15 protein-coding genes and 1 tRNA gene are annotated in these 18,327 nt (G+C 68.0%); 9 read left to right on the top strand and 7 right to left on the bottom strand.

Going from position 1 to position 18,327, the window contains the following annotated elements; all coding sequences use genetic code 11:
• Positions 1-15: 15 nt before the first annotated feature.
• Positions 16-867: an SDR family NAD(P)-dependent oxidoreductase gene (locus EV668_RS23195; protein ID WP_133774715.1), complete on the bottom strand. Its 852-nt coding sequence runs from the start codon at positions 865-867 to the stop codon at positions 16-18.
• Between the two features lie 49 nt (positions 868-916).
• Positions 917-2,134, bottom strand: coding sequence for an acyl-CoA dehydrogenase (locus EV668_RS23190; RefSeq protein ID WP_133774713.1), 1,218 nt, complete (start codon positions 2,132-2,134; stop codon positions 917-919).
• Positions 2,135-2,487: 353 nt separating this feature from the next.
• Here EV668_RS23190 and EV668_RS23185 point away from each other — a divergent pair, with 353 nt between their 5' ends.
• Positions 2,488-3,069, top strand: a complete 582-nt coding sequence (locus tag EV668_RS23185; RefSeq protein ID WP_133774711.1) for a CarD family transcriptional regulator — start codon at positions 2,488-2,490, stop codon at positions 3,067-3,069.
• 145 nt (positions 3,070-3,214) lie between these two features.
• Here EV668_RS23185 and EV668_RS23180 read toward each other — a convergent pair whose 3' ends face one another.
• Positions 3,215-4,294, bottom strand: coding sequence for a tartrate dehydrogenase (locus EV668_RS23180; RefSeq protein WP_133774709.1), 1,080 nt, complete (start codon positions 4,292-4,294; stop codon positions 3,215-3,217).
• A 169-nt stretch (positions 4,295-4,463) separates the two neighbouring features.
• Here EV668_RS23180 and EV668_RS23175 point away from each other — a divergent pair.
• The 6 genes from EV668_RS23175 (at position 4,464) to EV668_RS23150 (ending at position 11,175) form a co-directional block, all read left to right on the top strand.
• A tRNA-His gene (locus tag EV668_RS23175) sits at positions 4,464-4,540 on the top strand.
• Between the two features lie 845 nt (positions 4,541-5,385).
• Complete coding sequence (locus tag EV668_RS23170; protein WP_245513388.1) at positions 5,386-7,512, top strand: TonB-dependent receptor; 2,127 nt, start codon at positions 5,386-5,388, stop codon at positions 7,510-7,512.
• Between the two features lie 73 nt (positions 7,513-7,585).
• Positions 7,586-8,266 (top strand): Fe2+-dependent dioxygenase, encoded by a 681-nt coding sequence (locus EV668_RS23165; protein ID WP_133774707.1) that lies wholly within the window; start codon positions 7,586-7,588, stop codon positions 8,264-8,266.
• Positions 8,267-8,280: 14 nt separating this feature from the next.
• Entirely contained in the window at positions 8,281-9,390 is a 1,110-nt protein-coding gene (locus tag EV668_RS23160; protein WP_245513387.1) for an alpha-hydroxy acid oxidase, read from the top strand.
• A gap of 520 nt (positions 9,391-9,910) precedes the next feature.
• Positions 9,911-10,681: a GGDEF domain-containing protein gene (locus EV668_RS23155; protein ID WP_133774703.1), complete on the top strand. Its 771-nt coding sequence runs from the start codon at positions 9,911-9,913 to the stop codon at positions 10,679-10,681.
• A 95-nt stretch (positions 10,682-10,776) separates the two neighbouring features.
• The gene (locus tag EV668_RS23150) at positions 10,777-11,175 is read left to right on the top strand and encodes a hypothetical protein (RefSeq protein WP_133774701.1); all 399 of its coding nucleotides are present in this window, start codon (positions 10,777-10,779) and stop codon (positions 11,173-11,175) included.
• Positions 11,176-11,183: 8 nt separating this feature from the next.
• Here EV668_RS23150 and EV668_RS23145 read toward each other — a convergent pair whose 3' ends face one another.
• A complete protein-coding gene (locus EV668_RS23145; RefSeq protein ID WP_133774699.1) occupies positions 11,184-11,681 on the bottom strand; it encodes a peptide deformylase in 498 nt (165 codons plus the stop codon).
• A gap of 20 nt (positions 11,682-11,701) precedes the next feature.
• Positions 11,702-11,935 (bottom strand): hypothetical protein, encoded by a 234-nt coding sequence (locus tag EV668_RS23140; RefSeq protein ID WP_133774697.1) that lies wholly within the window; start codon positions 11,933-11,935, stop codon positions 11,702-11,704.
• 197 nt (positions 11,936-12,132) lie between these two features.
• On the opposite strand from EV668_RS23140, the gene greA reads away from it, so the two are divergent.
• The gene (gene greA, locus EV668_RS23135; protein WP_133774695.1) at positions 12,133-12,612 is read left to right on the top strand and encodes a transcription elongation factor GreA; all 480 of its coding nucleotides are present in this window, start codon (positions 12,133-12,135) and stop codon (positions 12,610-12,612) included.
• Positions 12,613-12,701: 89 nt separating this feature from the next.
• On the opposite strand, the gene EV668_RS23130 is transcribed toward greA, so the two are convergent.
• Entirely contained in the window at positions 12,702-13,652 is a 951-nt protein-coding gene (locus tag EV668_RS23130; RefSeq protein WP_133774693.1) for a histone deacetylase family protein, read from the bottom strand.
• A 326-nt stretch (positions 13,653-13,978) separates the two neighbouring features.
• Between EV668_RS23130 and gyrA the strand changes: the two genes are divergently transcribed.
• A complete protein-coding gene (gyrA, locus tag EV668_RS23125; RefSeq protein WP_133774691.1) occupies positions 13,979-16,744 on the top strand; it encodes a DNA gyrase subunit A in 2,766 nt (921 codons plus the stop codon).
• Between the two features lie 158 nt (positions 16,745-16,902).
• Here gyrA and EV668_RS23120 read toward each other — a convergent pair whose 3' ends face one another.
• Positions 16,903-18,318: an amidase gene (locus tag EV668_RS23120; protein ID WP_133774689.1), complete on the bottom strand. Its 1,416-nt coding sequence runs from the start codon at positions 18,316-18,318 to the stop codon at positions 16,903-16,905.
• Positions 18,319-18,327 lie beyond the last annotated feature (9 nt).

Below are 18,327 nucleotides of genomic sequence, written 5' to 3'. Positions count from 1 at the left end.
CGGCCGTGATCCGCCCTACGCCTCGCTGACGAAATCCGCGAAGGCCTCGGCGTAGTCCGGGTGCCAGCGCGAGAGGGCAGGGCGGTTCTCGGCGATGTCGCCCGCGGCCCAGAGGATCCGGCGCTCGTCGAGCGCGCGAGGAACGTCGTTGTCGGGGCAGAGAATGTAGAAGTCCCCGGCGGCCAGGCGTTCCAGCATGAAGGCGACGGTCTCCTCCGGGGTCCAGGCCCCGGCCGGCTTCTCGGTCCGCCCTCTCGCCGTGAGGGACGTGAACACGAAGCCCGGAATCAGGAGATGGGCGCCGATCCGGCCTTGCGGATCCTGCCGCAGCTCATGCGCGAGCGCCTCGGTGAAGACCTTCACGCCGGCTTTCGAGACGTTGTAGGCCGGATTGCCGGGCGGGGTGGTGATGCCCTGTTTCGAGCCGGTATTGACGATCAGGCCGGGGCGGCCCCGCTCCCGCATGCCGGGCAGGAAGGTCTGGGTTCCGCGCACGACGCCCAGAAGGTTCACACCGAGGATGGCGTCCCAGGCCTCCGCCGGGCCGGAGACGGCGCTCGGAAGCTGGATCCCGGCATTGTTCATCAGGACGTCGGTGCCGCCGAAGCGCTCGCGCACCTCCCGTTCGAGCCGGACGAGGTCCTCGGGCCGGCTCACGTCCACTGTGCTTGCCATCACGGCGTCGGGGCCGGCGGTCGAGGCGGCTGCGACCGTCTCCCGGGCCGAGGCGAGCCTGTCCCCGCCGAGATCCGCGATGCACACGGCGAGGCCGAGACGCGCGAAGGATTCGGCCGCCGCAAGGCCGATGCCGGAGGCGCCGCCGGTCACGACGGCGACGGCTCCGGGAACGAGGGCAGGGTGGGGCACTGCGCGCATCCTTTCAGGTTGCCGCGGTCGTCCTACCCTCCGCCGCCGCTCAATAGAAGGCTTGCAGCCCGGTGATGGCCCGTCCGAGGATCAGGGCGTGCACATCGTGGGTGCCTTCGTAGGTGTTGACCGTCTCGAGGTTCTGGGCGTGGCGCATGATGTGGAACTCGCCCATGATGCCGTTGCCGCCGAGCATGTCGCGCGCCTCGCGGGCGATGGCGAGCGCCTTGCCGCAATTGTTGCGCTTGACGATCGAGATCATGTCGGGGGCCATCTTGCCCTCGTCGAAGAGGCGGCCGACGCGGAGCGACCCCTGAAGCCCGAGCGTGATCTCGGTCATCATGTCGGCGAGCTTCTTCTGAACGAGCTGCGTCTGGGCGAGGGGACGTCCGAACTGCTTGCGGTCGAGCGTGTACTGGCGCGCGCGGTGCCAGCAATCCTCGGCCGCGCCGAGCGCGCCCCAGGAGATGCCGTAGCGCGCCCGGTTGAGGCAACCGAAGGGTCCCTTGAGGCCGGAGACGTTCGGCAGGAGATGATCCTCGCTCACCTCGACCCCGTCCATCACGATCTCGCCGGTGATCGAGGCGCGCAGCGACAGCTTTCCGGCGATCTTCGGGGCGGAGAGGCCCTTCATGCCCTTTTCCAGCACGAAGCCCCGGATCTGGTCGCCATGCGCGGCCGACTTCGCCCACACGACGAAGACGTCGGCGATCGGCGCGTTCGAGATCCACGTCTTCGCGCCGGTGAGGCGATAGCCGCCGTCGATCTTCTCGGCCCGGGTCTTCATGCCGCCGGGATCGGACCCGGCATCGGGCTCCGTGAGGCCGAAGCAGCCCACCCATTCGCCTGATGCAAGCTTCGGCAAGTATTTCCGCCGCTGGGCCTCGTTCCCATAGGCATGGATCGGATACATCACGAGCGACGATTGCACGCTCATCATCGAGCGGTAGCCGCTGTCGATCCGCTCCACCTCGCGTGCGACGAGGCCGTAGGAGACGTAGCCCGCGCCGGCACAACCGTAATCCTCGGGCAGCGTCACGCCGAGGAGGCCGAGCTCGCCCATCTCATTGAAGATCGAGCGGTCCGTGGTCTCGTTGGCATAGGCGTCCACCGCGCGGGGCAGGAGCTTCTCCTGAGCATAGGCGCGGGCCGTGTCGCGGATCATGCGCTCGTCGTCGGTGAGCTGATCCTCGAGCAGGAAGGGGTCCTCCCAGACGAAGGATTGGGCGGACTTGCCGGTCACGGTGTTCTGCGCTGCGTCACTCATCGCCCAATCTCCCGACGGGTCGTCCCGCCACCTCGTTAACCATGTTCGGCAGTCACAGTGCCGGGCCGCGCGGCCGATGGAGGGTCGAAACCCTTTGATTTTCAACCAATAGTGTGGTACTCCAAAGACCCTGCTCGATCTGGCGCGATCGAGCCCCGACCCGGACGTCCAGCATTCCGAGCCGCCTTTCGATCTTGCCCTGTCGGGCGAGTGGGGCGGCCTCGTCGCTCGCGTCTGCGAGGGGAGGCGAGTTGCCCGCTCGCTCTCGGTGTTTCGCGACGGGTATGGGCTCCCGACCGACATCTCGTCAACAGCCGTCCGCCGATGGCGGACGACGGTAGGAAGGCGTCCTGATGACCACCCCGAAGAAGACGGCTCACCGCGTGGGTTACAAGGTCGGCGAAGCGGTTGTCTACCCGGCCCACGGCGTCGGTCGCATCACCGCGATCGAGGAGCAGGAAATCGCCGGCTTCAAGCTCGAACTCTTCGTGGTGTCCTTCGAGAAGGACAAGATGGTCCTGCGCGTCCCGACCGCGAAAGCTGCCAGCGTCGGCCTGCGCAAGCTCGCCGAGCCGGACGCCATGCAGAAGGCGCTCGAGGTCCTGACCGGCCGCGCCCGCATCAAGCGCACGATGTGGTCCCGGCGCGCCCAGGAATACGAGGCGAAGATCAATTCGGGCGACCTGATCGCTGTCGCCGAGGTCGTCCGCGACCTGCACCGCGCCGATTCGCAGCCCGAGCAGTCCTACAGCGAGCGCCAGCTCTACGAGGCCGCGCTCGACCGCGTCATGCGCGAGCTCGCCCACGTCAACAAGATCACCGACACCGAGGCGACCAAGCTCATCCAGGCGAGCCTCGCCAAGGCGCCGAAGCGCAAGGGCGCCGAAGCCGAGGCGTCGTCCGATGACGAGGACGTCCAGGACGAGGCCGCCTGAGGGCGGAACCGATCCGGCCCCGCGCTCACCCGGCCTTGCGAGGCGGGTAGCGAGCGCGGAACACGCGACACAAAAAAGCCCGGCCTCGCGCCGGGCTTTTCGTTGGGCGGGACGGCGCGTCGGGGACGCGCCATCCCACGGCGCTCTAACCGAGCGCCGCTGCGACTTCCTTCCCGCAGGTCTCGGTATCGGCATTGCCGCCGAGGTCGCGCGTGCGGAGGGTCCGCTCGGCCATGGTGCGCTCGATCGCGTCGACGATGTCCTTCGCCGCCTCGGCCTCGCCGAGATGCTCCAGCATCATGGCGCCCGACCAGATCTGCCCGATGGGATTCGCGATTCCCTGCCCCATGATGTCGGGCGCCGAGCCATGGACGGGCTCGAAGACCGAGGGGAAGTCGCCCGGGGGATTGATGTTTCCGGACGGCGCGATGCCGATCGTGCCCGTGCAGGCGGGGCCGAGATCCGACAGGATGTCGCCGAAGAGGTTCGAGGCCACCACGACGTCGAACCAATCCGGGTGCAGCACGAAATGCGCCGTCAGGATGTCGATGTGGTACTTGTCCCACTTCACGTCGGGGAACTTCGCGGCCATCGCCTCGACGCGCTCGTCCCAATAGGGCATCGAGATCGAGATGCCGTTCGACTTGGTGGCGGCCGTGAGGTGCTTCTTCGGCCGGCTCTGCGCGAGCTTGAAGGCAAAATCGATCACCCGGTCGCAGCCGACGCGCGTGAAGACCGATTCCTGCAGCACGAATTCGCGCTCCGTGCCCGGGAAGGCACGCCCGCCGATCGAGGAATACTCGCCCTCGGTGTTCTCGCGGACGACCCAGAAGTCGATGTCGCCCGGCTTCCTGCCGACGAGCGGGCACTGGACACCCGGCATCAGGCGCACGGGCCGCAGGTTGATGTACTGATCGAATTCACGCCGGAAAAGCAGAAGCGAGCCCCAGAGCGAGACGTGGTCGGCGATCTTGTCCGGTCGGCCGACAGCGCCGAAGAAGATGGCGTCGTGCTTGCTGATCTGGTCCTTCCAGTCCTCCGGCATCATGCGGCCGTGCTTCTCGTAATATTCCCAGGACGAGAAATCGAACCAGTCGAGTGTGAGGTCGATGCCGTGGCGTTTCGCCGCCGCCTCAAGGACGCGCACGCCCTCCGGCACCACTTCCTTGCCGATTCCATCGCCCGGAATCACGGCGATGCGGTAACTCTTTTTTCCAGCGGCCATATGAACCTCCCATGCCCGCCGGGGCATCGGGGATTGCGAGCCTGCGGTCAACCGCGCGGCGGCGAATGGTCTCCTGCACCATCGGCCTTGTTTTCGGCGCGCGGGGGCGATACACGGCAGCGAGTTCGGACGCGCCGGCCGAAAGGTTCGGGCGCGGACGTCCATTTGTGCCGCCATAGCTCAGTTGGTTAGAGCGCTAGATTGTGGATCTAGAGGTCCCCCGTTCGAGCCGGGGTGGCGGTACCATTCCTCCCCGATCTCGTCGGGACGATTTGCACCATTCCCTGTGTCGGATCCGTGACCGGTCGATGACCGGACGCTTTGACGTCGATGGCCGTCGGCGGGCCAGGCATCCGAGGCGAGCGACGACCCGAGCGTCTCGCTGAAGCCGCCAGCCAGCGCTCCGACAGTTCCCATGTCCGAATCGCGCGTCGCGAGGCGGTGAGCCGATCTGGGGCGCGCAGCCTTTTGGCTCACGGGGCGGGGCTCCGAAACGGATGGTTGCTGTGTCCGACCGGCCGAGGCGGTGCCGGCGGAACCATGGTCTCTGAAGAGGTCTTTCAGGATTTCCGCGGCTAAGCAGAAGACGTCAGCTTATAATAATTCTAATTCGTAATGGCTATTTTGTGGCATAATCTTGTTCGCAAACGGTTGCATACGGTTAGTCAGCGCATTAACCAGCTACACCACGAACTATGCCAGCCACGCGGCGATATCGCGTGAAAAAGCCAAAGGGGGCACTGATTATGTTTGCGGGGCTTAGGATCAACCTTCGATCTACGACGGCACTGTCCGCGTTGTCGGCTGGATTTGCCGTATCGGGAATGATGGCGTCCGCCTCTGCTTGGGCGCAACAAGCCGGTGAGGCGCCTCGGCTTCCGGCCATCGAGGTTTCGCCCCCCGCGGTAAGGCAGGCGCCCGCGCGTCAGGCCACCTCGCGGCCGCAGGCGGCTCCCCGCCAGGCGCCCGTGCGCCGGGCTTCGACGCCCCGCGCCGTTCCGGTGCCCGCCGCCCAGGTTTCGCCGAGCGCAACGCTCCCCTCGGGTCTCGGGCTGTCTCCCGATGCCCCCGGCGGGCGTAACGCCTACAGCGTGCCCACGCTGTCCTCGCCGAAGCAGACCTCGCCGCTGCTCAACACGCCTCAGACGGTGACGGTCATCCCGCAGGCCATCATCCGCGAGCAGGGCGCCCGCGACCTCACCGAGGTCCTGCGCAACACGCCCGGCATCAGCTTCAACGCGGGCGAGAACGGCTTCGGCACCGGAACCGACAACTTCCAGATCCGCGGCTTCGATTCGAGCGGCAGCGTGTATGTCGACGGCACCCGCTCGAACGGCGTGTTCCGGCGCGACATGTTCAATGTCGACCGCGTCGAGGTGATCAAGGGGCCCTCCGCCGATAACGGCCGCGGCGGCCCGGGCGGCTACGTGAACATCGTCACGAAGCTCCCGACCCTCGAGAACTTCGTCGCCGGCGACGTCACCCTCGGCGCTTCGGACCGCCGGTCCGGGATGCAGACGCGGGGCACGTTCGACGTGAACCAGACGATCGCGCCCGGCGTGGCCTTCCGCCTCAACGGCGTTCTGGAATCGAGCCCCGTCTCCGGCCGCGATCTGGCGGAGACGCGTCCGGCCGGCCTCGCGCCCTCGCTCGCCTTCGGCCTCGGCACCGACCTGCGGGTCTATCTGTCCTACGAGATGCAGCGCCGCCGCGATCGGCCCGATTGGGGCGTGCCGGGCGCAAGCATCCCGGGCATGATCAACTTCGATCCGGTCGCAGGGCGCGCCAAGCGCAATGCCTATTATGGGTTGCGCACGGACTTCGACGACGCCGATAGCGATACCGCGATGGGCCGGGTCGAGTACGACATCGCCAAGGGCGTCACGCTCAGCAACCAGACGACCTGGTCGCATGTCGACCGCAAGTCCCGCTTCACCGCGCCGACGGGCTATACCGCTGCGACGCAGATGGTGCCGACCCAGACGTGGTTCTACGATCGTAACACGACGACGATCTCGAACCTGACGAACCTGTCGGCCGAGTTCCATACCTGGGGCCTGAAGCACAACCTCTCGACCGGCATCGACATCACGAACGAGGAGTCGAAGGCGAACCGGTTTGGCTCGTCCAATCCGGGCGCGACGTGGGTCTTCGGTCCGAATCCCGATCGCGGCTTCGCGGCGCCGTTCAATCCGACCGAGGATAATTCGGTTCGCATCAACACGGTTGCGGCCTACCTGTACGACACGATCACGCTGAACCGGCAGTGGCAGCTCGTCGGCGGCATCCGCGGGGAGCACTACGACGTCAAGATCGGCAGCCACAGCCTGGTCACGGGGCTGCCGACGGGCATCAGCGGGTACAAGGAATCCGACTTCACCGTCAGCGGCAAGGTCGGGGTGGTCTACAAGCCCGTCGAGGAAGGCACGCTCTACGCCAGCTTCGGCGTCTCGCATCTGCCGCCCGGATCCTACCTCTCGAACCCGGATATCTCGCGAACCGGCGAGAACGCCTTCCCGGGCTTCATCCAGGGAGCCGATCCCGTCCGCGCGATCAACTACGAGATCGGCGCCAAGTGGGACTTCTTCGACAAGCGCCTGACGACGACGGCCGCGCTCTTCCGCACCGAGAAGCGGGTCGCCATCAGCGGCGCCGATTCGATCGGCGGTCCGGTCGGGCTGAAGGGCTACGGCGAGCAGATCGTCCAGGGCCTCGAACTCGGCGTCGCCGGTCAGGTCACGGAGGATTGGAAGGTCTTCGGCGGATTGTCCTGGATCCACAGCGAGCGCAGGCACAGCGCCTATCTCGACCGCGTGCGCTACAACGCGAATCCGGGCGATTACGGGAACGATCCCTTCGTCCGCACGAGCGGGGATTCGCTGGCCTTCACGCCCGAGTTCACGGCCAATCTCTGGACGACCTACCGCCTGCCCTACAACGTCACGATCGGCGGCGGCGTGCAGTATGTCGGCGAATCCTGGCTCGGACGGCCGGACGATGCGCTTCGCATCATTCCGAACGGCCGGTTCGGCAAGCTGCCGGATTACTTCCTCGCGAACGTGATGGCGTCCTACGAGGTCCAGAAGGACGTCCATATCCGGCTGAACGTCGACAATCTCTTCGACGAGAAATACGCCATGTCGTCCAACTGGAACGGTAGCCGCGCGCAGCTCGGCCTCTCGCGCACCTACCGGATCAGCACCAGCTTCCGGTTCTGATCGTCGGTCGACGAACGAAAGAGACGACCTTGTCCCGGCCGTTCCGCGGCCGGGACATCTTCAGGAGCGGACCATGCTGGTCGAAATTCCGAACGTCCTGACGCCCGACGAGGCGCGCCAGTGCCGGGAGATGCTGGAGAAGGCATCCTGGCAGGACGGACGCGATACGGCCGGCCATATCGCCGCCCGCGTGAAGGACAACCAGCAGCTGCCGCCGGACGACCCGGTGGGGCAGCAGATCGGGTCCTTCCTGCTCGAGCGGCTCGCGGGTGTCAGCCGGTTCGTCGCGGCGGCCCTGCCGATGCGCGTGATGCCGCCGCGCTTCAACCGCCATGCCGACAAGGGCACCTATGGCGACCATATCGACAACGCCATCTTCGGCGTTCCGGGAACCTCGGTGCGGATCCGCGGAGACCTGTCCGCGACCCTGTTCCTGACCGATCCCGCCGATTACGAAGGCGGCGAATTGGAGATCCAGGGCGAGTTCGCCCGTCATCAGTTCAAGCTGCCGGCCGGGCACATGGTGCTCTATTCGGCCCGCACGCTTCATCAGGTGAAGCCCGTGACCCGAGGCGCGCGCATCGGCTCGTTCTTCTGGATTCAGAGCCTCGTCCGCGAAGACAGCCGGCGCGCCATCCTGCTCGAGCTCGACGACACGATCCAGAGCCTCGCGGGCGTTCCCGACAATCACGCCACCGTGTCGAAGCTCACGGGAATCTACCACAACCTGCTCCGGGAATGGAGCGACACCTGAGGCGGGAGCGCCCCTTGGGCACGCTCCATCCGAAGCTCGGGCAGATCCCGCCCTGGGTGGGATCGGTCGCCGATTACGAGGACCTGGCCCGGGACCGCGTCGATGAGGCGGCCTGGGCCTATCTGTTCGCAGGGGCCGCCGACGAAGTGACGCTGCGCGAGAATTGCGCCGCGTTCCAGCGCCTCCGCCTGCGCAGCCGCGTGCTGCAGGACCTGACGGGAGGGAACACGCGGCTCGACCTCTTCGGCCAGTCCTTCGTCTCGCCGATCCTGCTCGCGCCGGTCGCCTATCAGGCGCTCGCCCATCCGGACGGGGAACTCGCGACGGTCGCCGCGGCATCGGCGCTGCAGACTGGGATGGTCGTCAGCACCCAGGCCGGCGTCGCTCTGGAGACCATCGCGCAAAGGGCGACGGCTCCGCTCTGGTTCCAGCTCTACATCCAGCCGGATCGAGACTTCACCCGGGCGCTGGTGGCGCGGGCGGAGGCCGCCGGCTATCGGGCGCTGGTCGTCACCGTCGATGCGCCGGTGGGCGGTCTGCGCAACCGGGAGCAGCGGGCGGGCTTCGCCATGCCGCCGGGGCTGGAGGCGGTGAACCTGCGCGGCATGAGGCGTCCCGCCCCGTCGCCGCCGCCGGGAGACCAGATGCTCCTCGGCGGGCCGCTCATGGCCGCCGCACCGACCTGGGCCGACATCGTCCGGCTGAGGGAATGGACCTCGCTTCCGATTCTCGTCAAAGGCGTCATGACCGAGGAAGACGCCCGAGCCGCCCTCGATTGCGGCGTCGACGGCATCGTCGTCTCGAATCATGGCGGCCGGACGCTCGACACGCAGCCGGCCACGATCTCGGCCCTGCCGGCGATCGCGGCCGCCGTCGACGGCCGGGTGCCTCTCGTCCTCGATGGCGGCATCCGCCGGGGCAGCGACGTCTTCAAGGCGCTCGCCCTCGGCGCGAGCGCCGTCCTGATCGGCCGGGCCTTCATGTTCGGTCTGGCCGCCGCGGGTGCCGTCGGCGTCGCCCATGTCCTGCGGATCATCCGCGCCGAACTCGAGATGACGATGGCGCTGACGGGGTGCCGGGACCTCGCCGCCATCCGTGCCGACAGGGTCTCGCACGCCGATTAGGACATGCTGCCGAACGCCGCAGCCCTGCTCTCCGGTCCCAGCGGGCGATCCGACAACCGCCTCTGCCTCTGCCTCTCGCGGAGCCATGGGGTCGGGTGAAGCCAGACGCTTGCTTTCGCGGATCGCGTCGTTCAGGGCTCCCGCCATGTTTCGACAATCGCCTCTGGTGCTGAGCATCGCACTTCTTGCCGGCGTCTCCGCGTCGCCGGCCGATGCCACGCCCACCGGTCCGGCCGCTGTCCAATGCGTGACACGGCAGGTTCGCTGCGCCCGTCCGCCCTGTCCGCCGCGGACCCATTGTACCTCGGCCGAGCAGGTTCGGGACGATCGCCGCCCGGCGGGAGGTTCGAGCGGGCAGCGCCCGGCCCGCTGAGATGTGCGCGGCACCGGACGGTTCTCCGCGGGGAGAGCGGCCGGCGACCGCGCGCGTGTTATGTGACGTTCGAGAACGCATGCGGCGCCGAGGATTAGCGCAGGCGCCGCGACCGTTTCGGCCGATGGAAGGAAAGGCGCGCCGCTGATGCCGATGCAGGATCCGCCCCCCGAAGGTCGAGCGAGCCTGCTGTCGGGCGACGACCTGCGAGAGGAGGTCGAGCGCCAGATCAGTCTCGCCCGGCGCCATCAGAACGCCTTGACGGTTCTCGCCGTCGGCGTCGACGATTTCGCCAGGGTCCGGGACCGTCTCGGCGAGGCGTCGGGCGAGGAGATCCTGAGAGCCTGCGCGGAGACGCTCGCCACGCGCCTGCGGTCATCCGATCTTCTCGGTCAAATGGACGCTCAGACCCTCGCCGTCATCCTTCCGCATGCCGGGCAGAGGGGCGCGCAGGAGGCCGCCAAGCGCCTTCGGGAGGCCATCGCGCACAGGCCGATCCCCGTTGCGGATATCTCGGTGACGATCACCGCGAGCGTCGGCGGCGCGGTGTTCGATCCGGGCGCAGGGGGAGGGGACGCGCTGCTCGCACGAGCCGCGGCAGCTCTCTCGCGGGCGAAGGCGGAGGGGGGCGATCGCTGCCTGTTCCACGATCCGGCGACACCGGCCCCGGTCGCGGCGCGGCGCGTCCTCAAAGGCGGCCACATCACGTTCAATGCCGGGCGATCGACGATCGACTGCACCGTCCGGTGGCTGTCGGATGTCGGTGCGACGCTGACCGTCGCGAGCACGGCCGGCATCCCGGATGCCTTCAAGCTTCAGATCGAGGCCGATGGCCTGTCCAAGCAGTGCCATGTCCTGTCCAGGCGGGACGGACAGATCGAGGTCGGGTTCGACGTCCTGCCTGCTCCGCCGCGATAGGGGCGGAACCGCGCATGTCCAGCGCGGGGCATTAGGCCTCCGGGGCACCGTGACGTAGTCTGCTGCCTCCGATCCTTGGAGAATTCCCTATCCGCATGACACGATGGGTCATCGCCGTCACGGGCGCATTGTCCGGCGCACTCGCTTCCTGCTCGACCGCACCCGAGCAGGCCAGGACCCGATTGATCGGTCTGAAGGATACGGACCTCAAGATGTGCGCCGGCCTCCCGGCCAAGATGGAGGTCGTGAGCCCGAGGACGAGAATCTATACCTACGATCTCGATGCGGGCAGCCCCGGCATCAGCGTGTCGCTTCCCGTCGGATCGATCAACATGTCGAACAAGAAGAACTGCACGGCCATCTTCCGGATGGAGGACGGGCGAGTGGCCGAACTGAATTATACGGGCGCGACGACGCTGGTCATCCGGAACGACAACGGCATCTGCGAGCCCCTGATCGCGAGTTGCCTGTCCCGGATGGCGGAGCGACGATAGGGCTGCGGTCAGACCCGCTGCTGCTTGCCGAAGCGCTTCACGAGCCGGTCGCGCTTGAGCCTCGACAGGCGATCGATCCAGAAGATGCCGTCGAGCTGGTCGATCTCGTGCTGGATGACGGCCGCCGCGAAGCCCGACGCCTCCTCTTCGCAGGGCGTTCCGGCCAGGTCCCGATAGCGCAGATGCAGGCGGGCGGGGCGTTCGATCCGCTCCCTCATGCCCGGCATGCTCACGCTGCCCTCGTCATGTGTCTGCGTCTCGTCGGACGACCACGAGACGGACGGATTGACGTAGGTCCGCACGGGATCGCCCGGTTCCATCCGGATGACGGCGACGCGCCACGGCTCGCCGATATGGGGTGCGGTGAGGCCGATGGCGGAGACCGATGCCAGCGTGTCGCGGAGATCGGCCGCGAGCGCCGCGAGGTCCGGGTCGAACGAGACGACAGGCGCTGCCGGCTGGCGCAGGCGGGCATCCGGGAACAGGAGGAGCGGGCGGACGGCCATGGTCTGCGCGGGCAGCGGCCTCAGCGGCCGGCGGTCGCGGCGAGGGCGTTCAGCCGGCCCTTGTCGAGCTTGCCTCGCGGCTTGGTGTCGACCGGCGGCGGCGGGGCGTGGGCTCCCATCCGCAGCATGCGGTCGATCTCGCCGCTCCGGACGAGACCTCCGGCATGCCAGGTCGCCACCGCGGTCAGGCAGCCGATGCAGGCGAGCGCGACGAGGCTGCGTCCGGCGAAAAGGGCCAGGCCGGGCCGGGACAAGGACGGGAGCCGCGACGCGAGGCCGGGGGCGCGTGGCGCCGGTCCGCGGGGTGACGATGGCCTGGACTGGCGGGATTTGCGCGGAGCGGGCATGATTCACCATCGCCCATCGGGCGTTAGCGAGCGGATAACATCCGCCGTCCGATGCGGGCAGGCGGGAATGGCGGCGCGGATCGTTTGGCGCCGGGGAGGAGCGGATGAGCGTCGCGTTCACGCGCGAGGAGGATCTCGAGGCAGCCGCGGCGCATGTGCCGGACCGGCCGATCTCCCCGCACCAGAACCTCGTTACGCCCGAGGGGCTGGCCGAACTCGAGGCCGCCTTGGCGGCGGCCCGCGCGGCCTATGCGGCGGCCCGCACCGCAGGCGACGTGCAGGTCGACAAGACCGCCATGGCGCTCGCGGCCCGCGATCTGCGCTACTACACGGCGCGCCGTGCCAGTGCGACGCTAGTCGGCCCGCCCGCGACGAGCGAGGTGGTCGGCTTCGGCAGCCGCGTGACCTTCGACCGCGACGACGGACGCCGGCAGACCTTCCGCATCGTCGGCGAGGACGAGGCCGATGCGAAGCGCGGATCGGTCTCGTACGTCTCTCCCCTGGCCCGCGCCCTGTTCGGCCGAAAGGTCGGAGATGTGGCGACGGTCGCCGGCGGCGAGGTCGAGATCGTCGCGATCGCGTAGAGCGTGTTGCGGAGCCGTGGAACCGGCTTTCCGGTGACGGCAAGCACCCGCGACAACTCGAGGGATGCCGATGGCGGCTGCAGCGGCGCTCAGGCCGTTGCGGCGAGCGCGTTCCGCCCCATCAGCGTCGCGACATGGGCCGCGACGGAGCTCGAGAGGCCGCGCAGGTCGTAGCCGCCCTCGAGCACGGAGATCAGCCGGCCGGCGGCATGGCGGTCGGCGAGGTCCATCAGCCGAGCCGTCGCCCAGGCGAAATCCGGCTCCAGTAGGCGGAGACTCGACAGCGGGTCGCGGTCATGGGCGTCGAAACCGGCCGAGATCACGATCAGGTCGGGCTTGAACGCGTCGATCCGGGGCAGGATGCGCGCCTCCATGGCGGCCCGGAAGGCCGCGCCGTCCGAATCCGCCGGCAGGGGCGCATTGACGATCGTGTCGTGCACGCCGCGTTCCGAGAGATGGCCGGTGCCCGGATAGAGCGGCATCTCGTGGGTGGAGGCATAGAGCACGCTGGCATCGTCCCAGAAGATGTCCTGGGTGCCGTTGCCGTGATGGACGTCGAAATCCATGATCGCGACGCGCTCGGCCCCGTGACGGCGCTGGGCGTGCCGTGCGGCGATGGCGGCGGTGTTGAAGAAGCAGAAGCCCATGGCCTGGGTCTTCTCGGCGTGATGGCCGGGCGGCCGCGTCGCGACGAAGGCGTTGTCGGCCTCCTTCGCGAAGACGGCGTCGACCGCCGCCATGGCGCCACCGACGCCGCGCCGCGCGGCTTCCAGCGTGCCCGGCGACATGATCGTGTCCGCATCGACCTGCATCATCCCGGCCGCCGGAGCGGACGCCACGATCGCATCGACCCATTCCGCCGGATGGGCGAGGGTGAGTGCCTCGAGCGACGCCTCGGGGGCTGCCTGTCGGTCGAGATCGGCGAAATCCTCCGTCGACAGAGCGTGATGGATCGCCCGGATGCGGTCTGGCCGCTCCGGATGGCCCGGAGGCATCTCGTGCTGCAGCGAGGAGGAATGCTGGTACAGGATGGTGGTCATCGGAGCGGCGGTCGGCCCTGACAATCCCCGCGCTCCGGCATCCGCGCCGGTTTCCATCCGCCTCGGAAGGAGGATCGGAGCGGAGGCCGCGGGACGTTCGGATCGAGGATTGGAGTTGGTGTGTTTCAAGTCTGGTGGGGACAACACACCCGGGCGGCGTCCCTGGCAAGCCCGCTCCCGGCCGCGCTCGCCGCCGTCGCGATCCAACGCGTTCGGGCCGCAGGCCTTTCGGTCTCCCGCCCGGCGCGAATCATCCCCATCCCCGCGTTTGGGTTGCAGGCCGGAATCGGCTAGAAGCCCGGCAACGCTTTCTCTGGTGATTTTCCTTGGCCGATAACGACGACCTGCCGCCGGACGAACCCCCGGCCGGCCCGACCGACCCTTCCGACATCAAGCCGATCTCGATCGTCGACGAGATGAAGCGCTCGTATCTCGATTACGCGATGAGCGTGATCGTGAGCCGGGCGCTGCCGGATGCGCGCGACGGGCTCAAGCCCGTGCACCGCCGCATCCTGTTCTCGATGAGCGAGAACAACCACAATCCGGATCGCCCTTACGTCAAATGCGCCCGCGTGGTCGGCGATGTCATCGGTAAGTACCATCCGCACGGCGATCAATCGATCTACGACGCCCTGGTCCGCATGGCCCAGGACTTTTCGATGCGCCTCATGCTCATCGACGGGCAGGGCAATTTCGGGTCCGTCGATGGCGATCCTCCCGCAGCCTACCGGTACACCGAAAGCCGGCTGACCAAGGCTGCCATCCCGCTCCTTGACGATATCGATAAGGAGACGGTCAATTTTCAGCCGAACTACGACGGCAGCCAGCGCGAGCCGACCGTACTTCCGGCCAAGTATCCGAACCTTCTCGTCAACGGGGCGGGCGGCATCGCGGTCGGCATGGCGACCAACATCCCGCCGCACAATCTCGGCGAGGTGATCGAGGCCTGCATCGCCCTCATCGACAATCCGGCCATCACGCTCGAGGAGCTGATGGAGATCGTGAAGGGGCCCGATTTCCCGACCTCCGGCCTCATCCTCGGCCGGGCCGGCATCCGTTCGGCCTACGAGACCGGGCGCGGCTCGATCATCATGCGCGCCAAGACGACGTCGGAGACGATCCGCGACCGCGAGGCGATCATCGTCAACGAGATCCCCTATCAGGTGAACAAGGTCACGCTGATCGAGAAGATCTCGGAGCTCGTGAAGGAGAAGCGGATCGAGGGCATCGCCGCGATGCGCGACGAGTCCGACCGCGACGGCATGCGCATCGTGATCGAGCTGAAGCGCGACGCGATGGCCGACGTCGTCCTGAACCAGCTCTACCGCTTCACGCCGATGCAGACCTCGTTCCCCGCCAACATGGTGGCGCTGAACGGGGGCCGGCCCGAGACGATGACGCTGCGCGACCTGATCCGCGTCTTCGTCGAGTTCCGCGAGGAGGTCGTCAGCCGGCGCACCAAGTTCCTGCTCGGCAAGGCGCGCGACCGCGCCCACGTCCTGTGCGGCCTCGCCATCGCCGTCGCCAATATCGACGAGGTCATCCGCCTCATCCGCACCGCGCCCGATCCGAACACGGCGCGCGAATGGCTGATGGAGCGCGACTGGCCGGCCGCCGACATCGCTCCGCTCATCGCGCTGGTCGACGATCCCCGTCACCGGGTCTCGGCCGACAACACCTACCGGCTGTCGGACATTCAGGCCCGCGCCATCCTCGAACTGCGCCTCGCGCGCCTCACGGCCCTCGGCCGGGACGAGATCGGTGACGAGCTGCAGAAGCTCGCGGCCGAAATCTCGGAGTACTTGGAGATCCTGCGCTCGCGGGCGCGCATCCAGGGGATCATCAAGGACGAGCTCACGGCGATTTCCGCGCAGTTCGCCACGCCGCGCAAGACCGCCATCCTCGACTGGGCGTCGGACGTCGACGACGAGGACCTGATCCAGCGCGAGGACATGGTCATCACCGTGTCCCATGCCGGCTACATCAAGCGCGTGCCGCTCTCGACCTATCGCGCCCAGCGCAGGGGCGGGAAGGGGCGTTCGGGCATGCAGACGCGCGACGAGGACTTCGTCACGCGGCTCTTCGTGGCCAACACCCACACCCCCATCCTGTTCTTCTCCTCGCGCGGCCAGGTCTACAAGGAAAAGGTCTGGCGCCTGCCGCTCGCGGCGCCGAATGCCCGCGGCAAGGCGCTCGTCAACATGCTGCCGCTCGAAGCGAACGAGCGCATCACCACCATCATGCCGCTGCCCGAGGACGAGACGTCCTGGGAGACGCTGGACGTCATGTTCGCGACCGATAGCGGCGGGGTGCGGCGGAACAAGCTGTCCGATTTCGTGCAGGTGAACCGCAACGGCAAGATCGCCATGAAGCTCGACGAGGGCGGGCATATCGTCGGCGTCGCCACCTGCTCCGAACTCGACGACGTCCTGCTCACGACGGCCGCCGGCCAGTGCATCCGCTTCGCGGTGCCGGAGGTCCGCGTCTTCAAGGGCCGCGATTCGACCGGCGTGCGCGGCATCAGCCTCGCGAAGGGCGACACCGTCATCTCGATGGCGATTCTGCGCCACATGGAGGCGACGCCGGAGGAGCGCGCGAGCTATCTCAGGATGCGCCGCGCGGTCGAGGGCCAGGCCGACGAGGCCGAGGATCAGCCCGTCGAGCCGGACGAGGATGCCGGCGCCGAAGCCGGAGCCCTGCCGCAGGAGCGCTACTCGGAGATGAGTGCGGCCGAGCAGTTCGTGCTGACGCTCTCCGAGCGCGGTTTCGGCAAGCGGACCTCGTCCTACGAGTATCGGACGACGGGCCGGGGCGGCAAAGGCATCGTCGCGATGGCGACGACCGAGCGCAACGGACGCCTCGTCGCCTCCTTCGCCGTCGAGGACGAGGACCAGATCATGCTCGTCACCGATGGCGGCCAGCTGATCCGCGTTCCCGTGGACGGCATCCGGGTCGTCGGCCGCGCGACGCAGGGCGTCACGGTCTTCGTCACCAGCAACGGCGACAAGGTCGTCTCGGTCGAGCATCTCGAAGGCGAGGGCGAAGCCGGCGAGGATGACGGCGAGGGCGTGGCCGAGGCGGCGGAGGAATAGGCTCCTCCCGCTGGCGGCGTCTCGGCATCGCGCTGGTGGCGCCCGCCAAGGGCGTCATGCCGAGGAGCGCCGATGGCGCTCCTCCAAACATGCGGAAACGATCCGAAGCATCCCCGCCTCGCCCGTGAGGCAGAGGCGAGGATGCGCTGTGCGGTCGCTCAGAGGCCGAGCCCGGAGGGGCGGGCCTTGTGCCAGTCGGTCGCGTCCTGGAAGGCCCAGCCGATGCGCAGAGCCGTCGCCTCGTCGTAGCCGCGGCAGGCGATCTGGAGGGAGAGCGGCAGGCCGCCCTCGCCGTGCCCGTTCGGCAGAGAGAGGGCGCACAGGTCGAGCAGGTTGCCGAAGCGCGTGAAGCGCGACGGCATCTTGCCTTCATCCACCTCGGCGATCGGAATGGCGGCCGTCTCGGTGGTCGGAGTGAGGATCGCGTCGATCCCCTCCATGGCCTGGTCGAACTCGCGCTTCAGCCGTGCGCGAAGCTTGTTCGTCTCGAGATAGTCGTGGGCCGTGAGCTTCGCTCCTCCCAGCAAACGCGCCCGGACGGCGTCGCCGAGCTGGCTGGCCGGATCCTCCGCCAGCGCCCTGTTGAAGAAATAGGCCTCCGACTGGAGGACGCCCGAAATCTCCACCAGATCGTAGAAGGCAAAGGGCAGCTTGACGTCGACGATCTCCGCGCCGAGCTCGGCCAGCGTCTCCAGCGAGCGGTCGTAGGCCGCCAGCATCTCCGCGGAGCAGCCCTCCCGCTCGGCGGCTGGCATCCGCGCCAGCCTGAGACCCCGCACGCCGCGGCGCATCGTCGGAAGCGGGTCGACCGGCGCAATGCCGCGCGTGGTCGGATCGAGCGGGTCCGGTCCTGACAGCACGTTGTACAGCAGCGCCGCATCCTCGACCGAGCGGGCCATCGGGCCGGGCGTGTCGAGCGTCGAGCTCAGCGGGATGATGCCGTAGGTGCTGACGCGTCCGACCGTCACCTTGAGGCCCGTCAGGCCGCAGAAGGAGGAGGGCAGGCGGACCGAGCCGCCGGTATCGGTGCCGATGGCCCAGGGAGACAGATGCGCGGCCACCGCGACACCCGATCCGTTGGACGAGCCGCCGGGGGTGCGCTGCACCGCGAGGTCCCACGGGTTCCAGGGCGCCCCCAGATGCTGGTTCGTGCCCCAGCCGCCGAAGGCGAACTCGACCGTGTGGGTCTTGCCGAGCATGATCATCCCCTGCGCGATCATGCGCCGGACGATCGTCGCGGTGACGGTCGAGCGCCGGGTCCTGTTGGCGGCCGAGCCGCCCATCGTGATGCGTCCCTCGAGATCGATCAGGTCCTTCAGCGCGACCGGGACGCCGTGAAGCGGCCCGACGGCGTGGCCGGAGCGGATCGCCTTGTCGGCGCCTTCCGCCGCCAGTCGCGCATCGGCGGCATAGACCTCGGTGAAGGCGTGCAGCTTCGAATCGTACGCCTCGATGCGCTTGAGATGCGCATCGACGACGTCGACGGGCGAGATCCGCCGCGCGGCGATCTCGCGAGCCAACGTATGGGCCGGCAGGAGAGCGGGGTCCGTGGTGATGGGGCCAATGTCGTTCATGATGCGGGC

It is taken from the genome of Enterovirga rhinocerotis, from assembly GCF_004363955.1.
Classification (GTDB): Bacteria; Pseudomonadota; Alphaproteobacteria; order Rhizobiales; family Beijerinckiaceae; genus Enterovirga; species Enterovirga rhinocerotis.
Note: the sequence above shows the minus strand (reverse complement) of the source record. Positions and strands in the feature narration are given on the sequence as shown.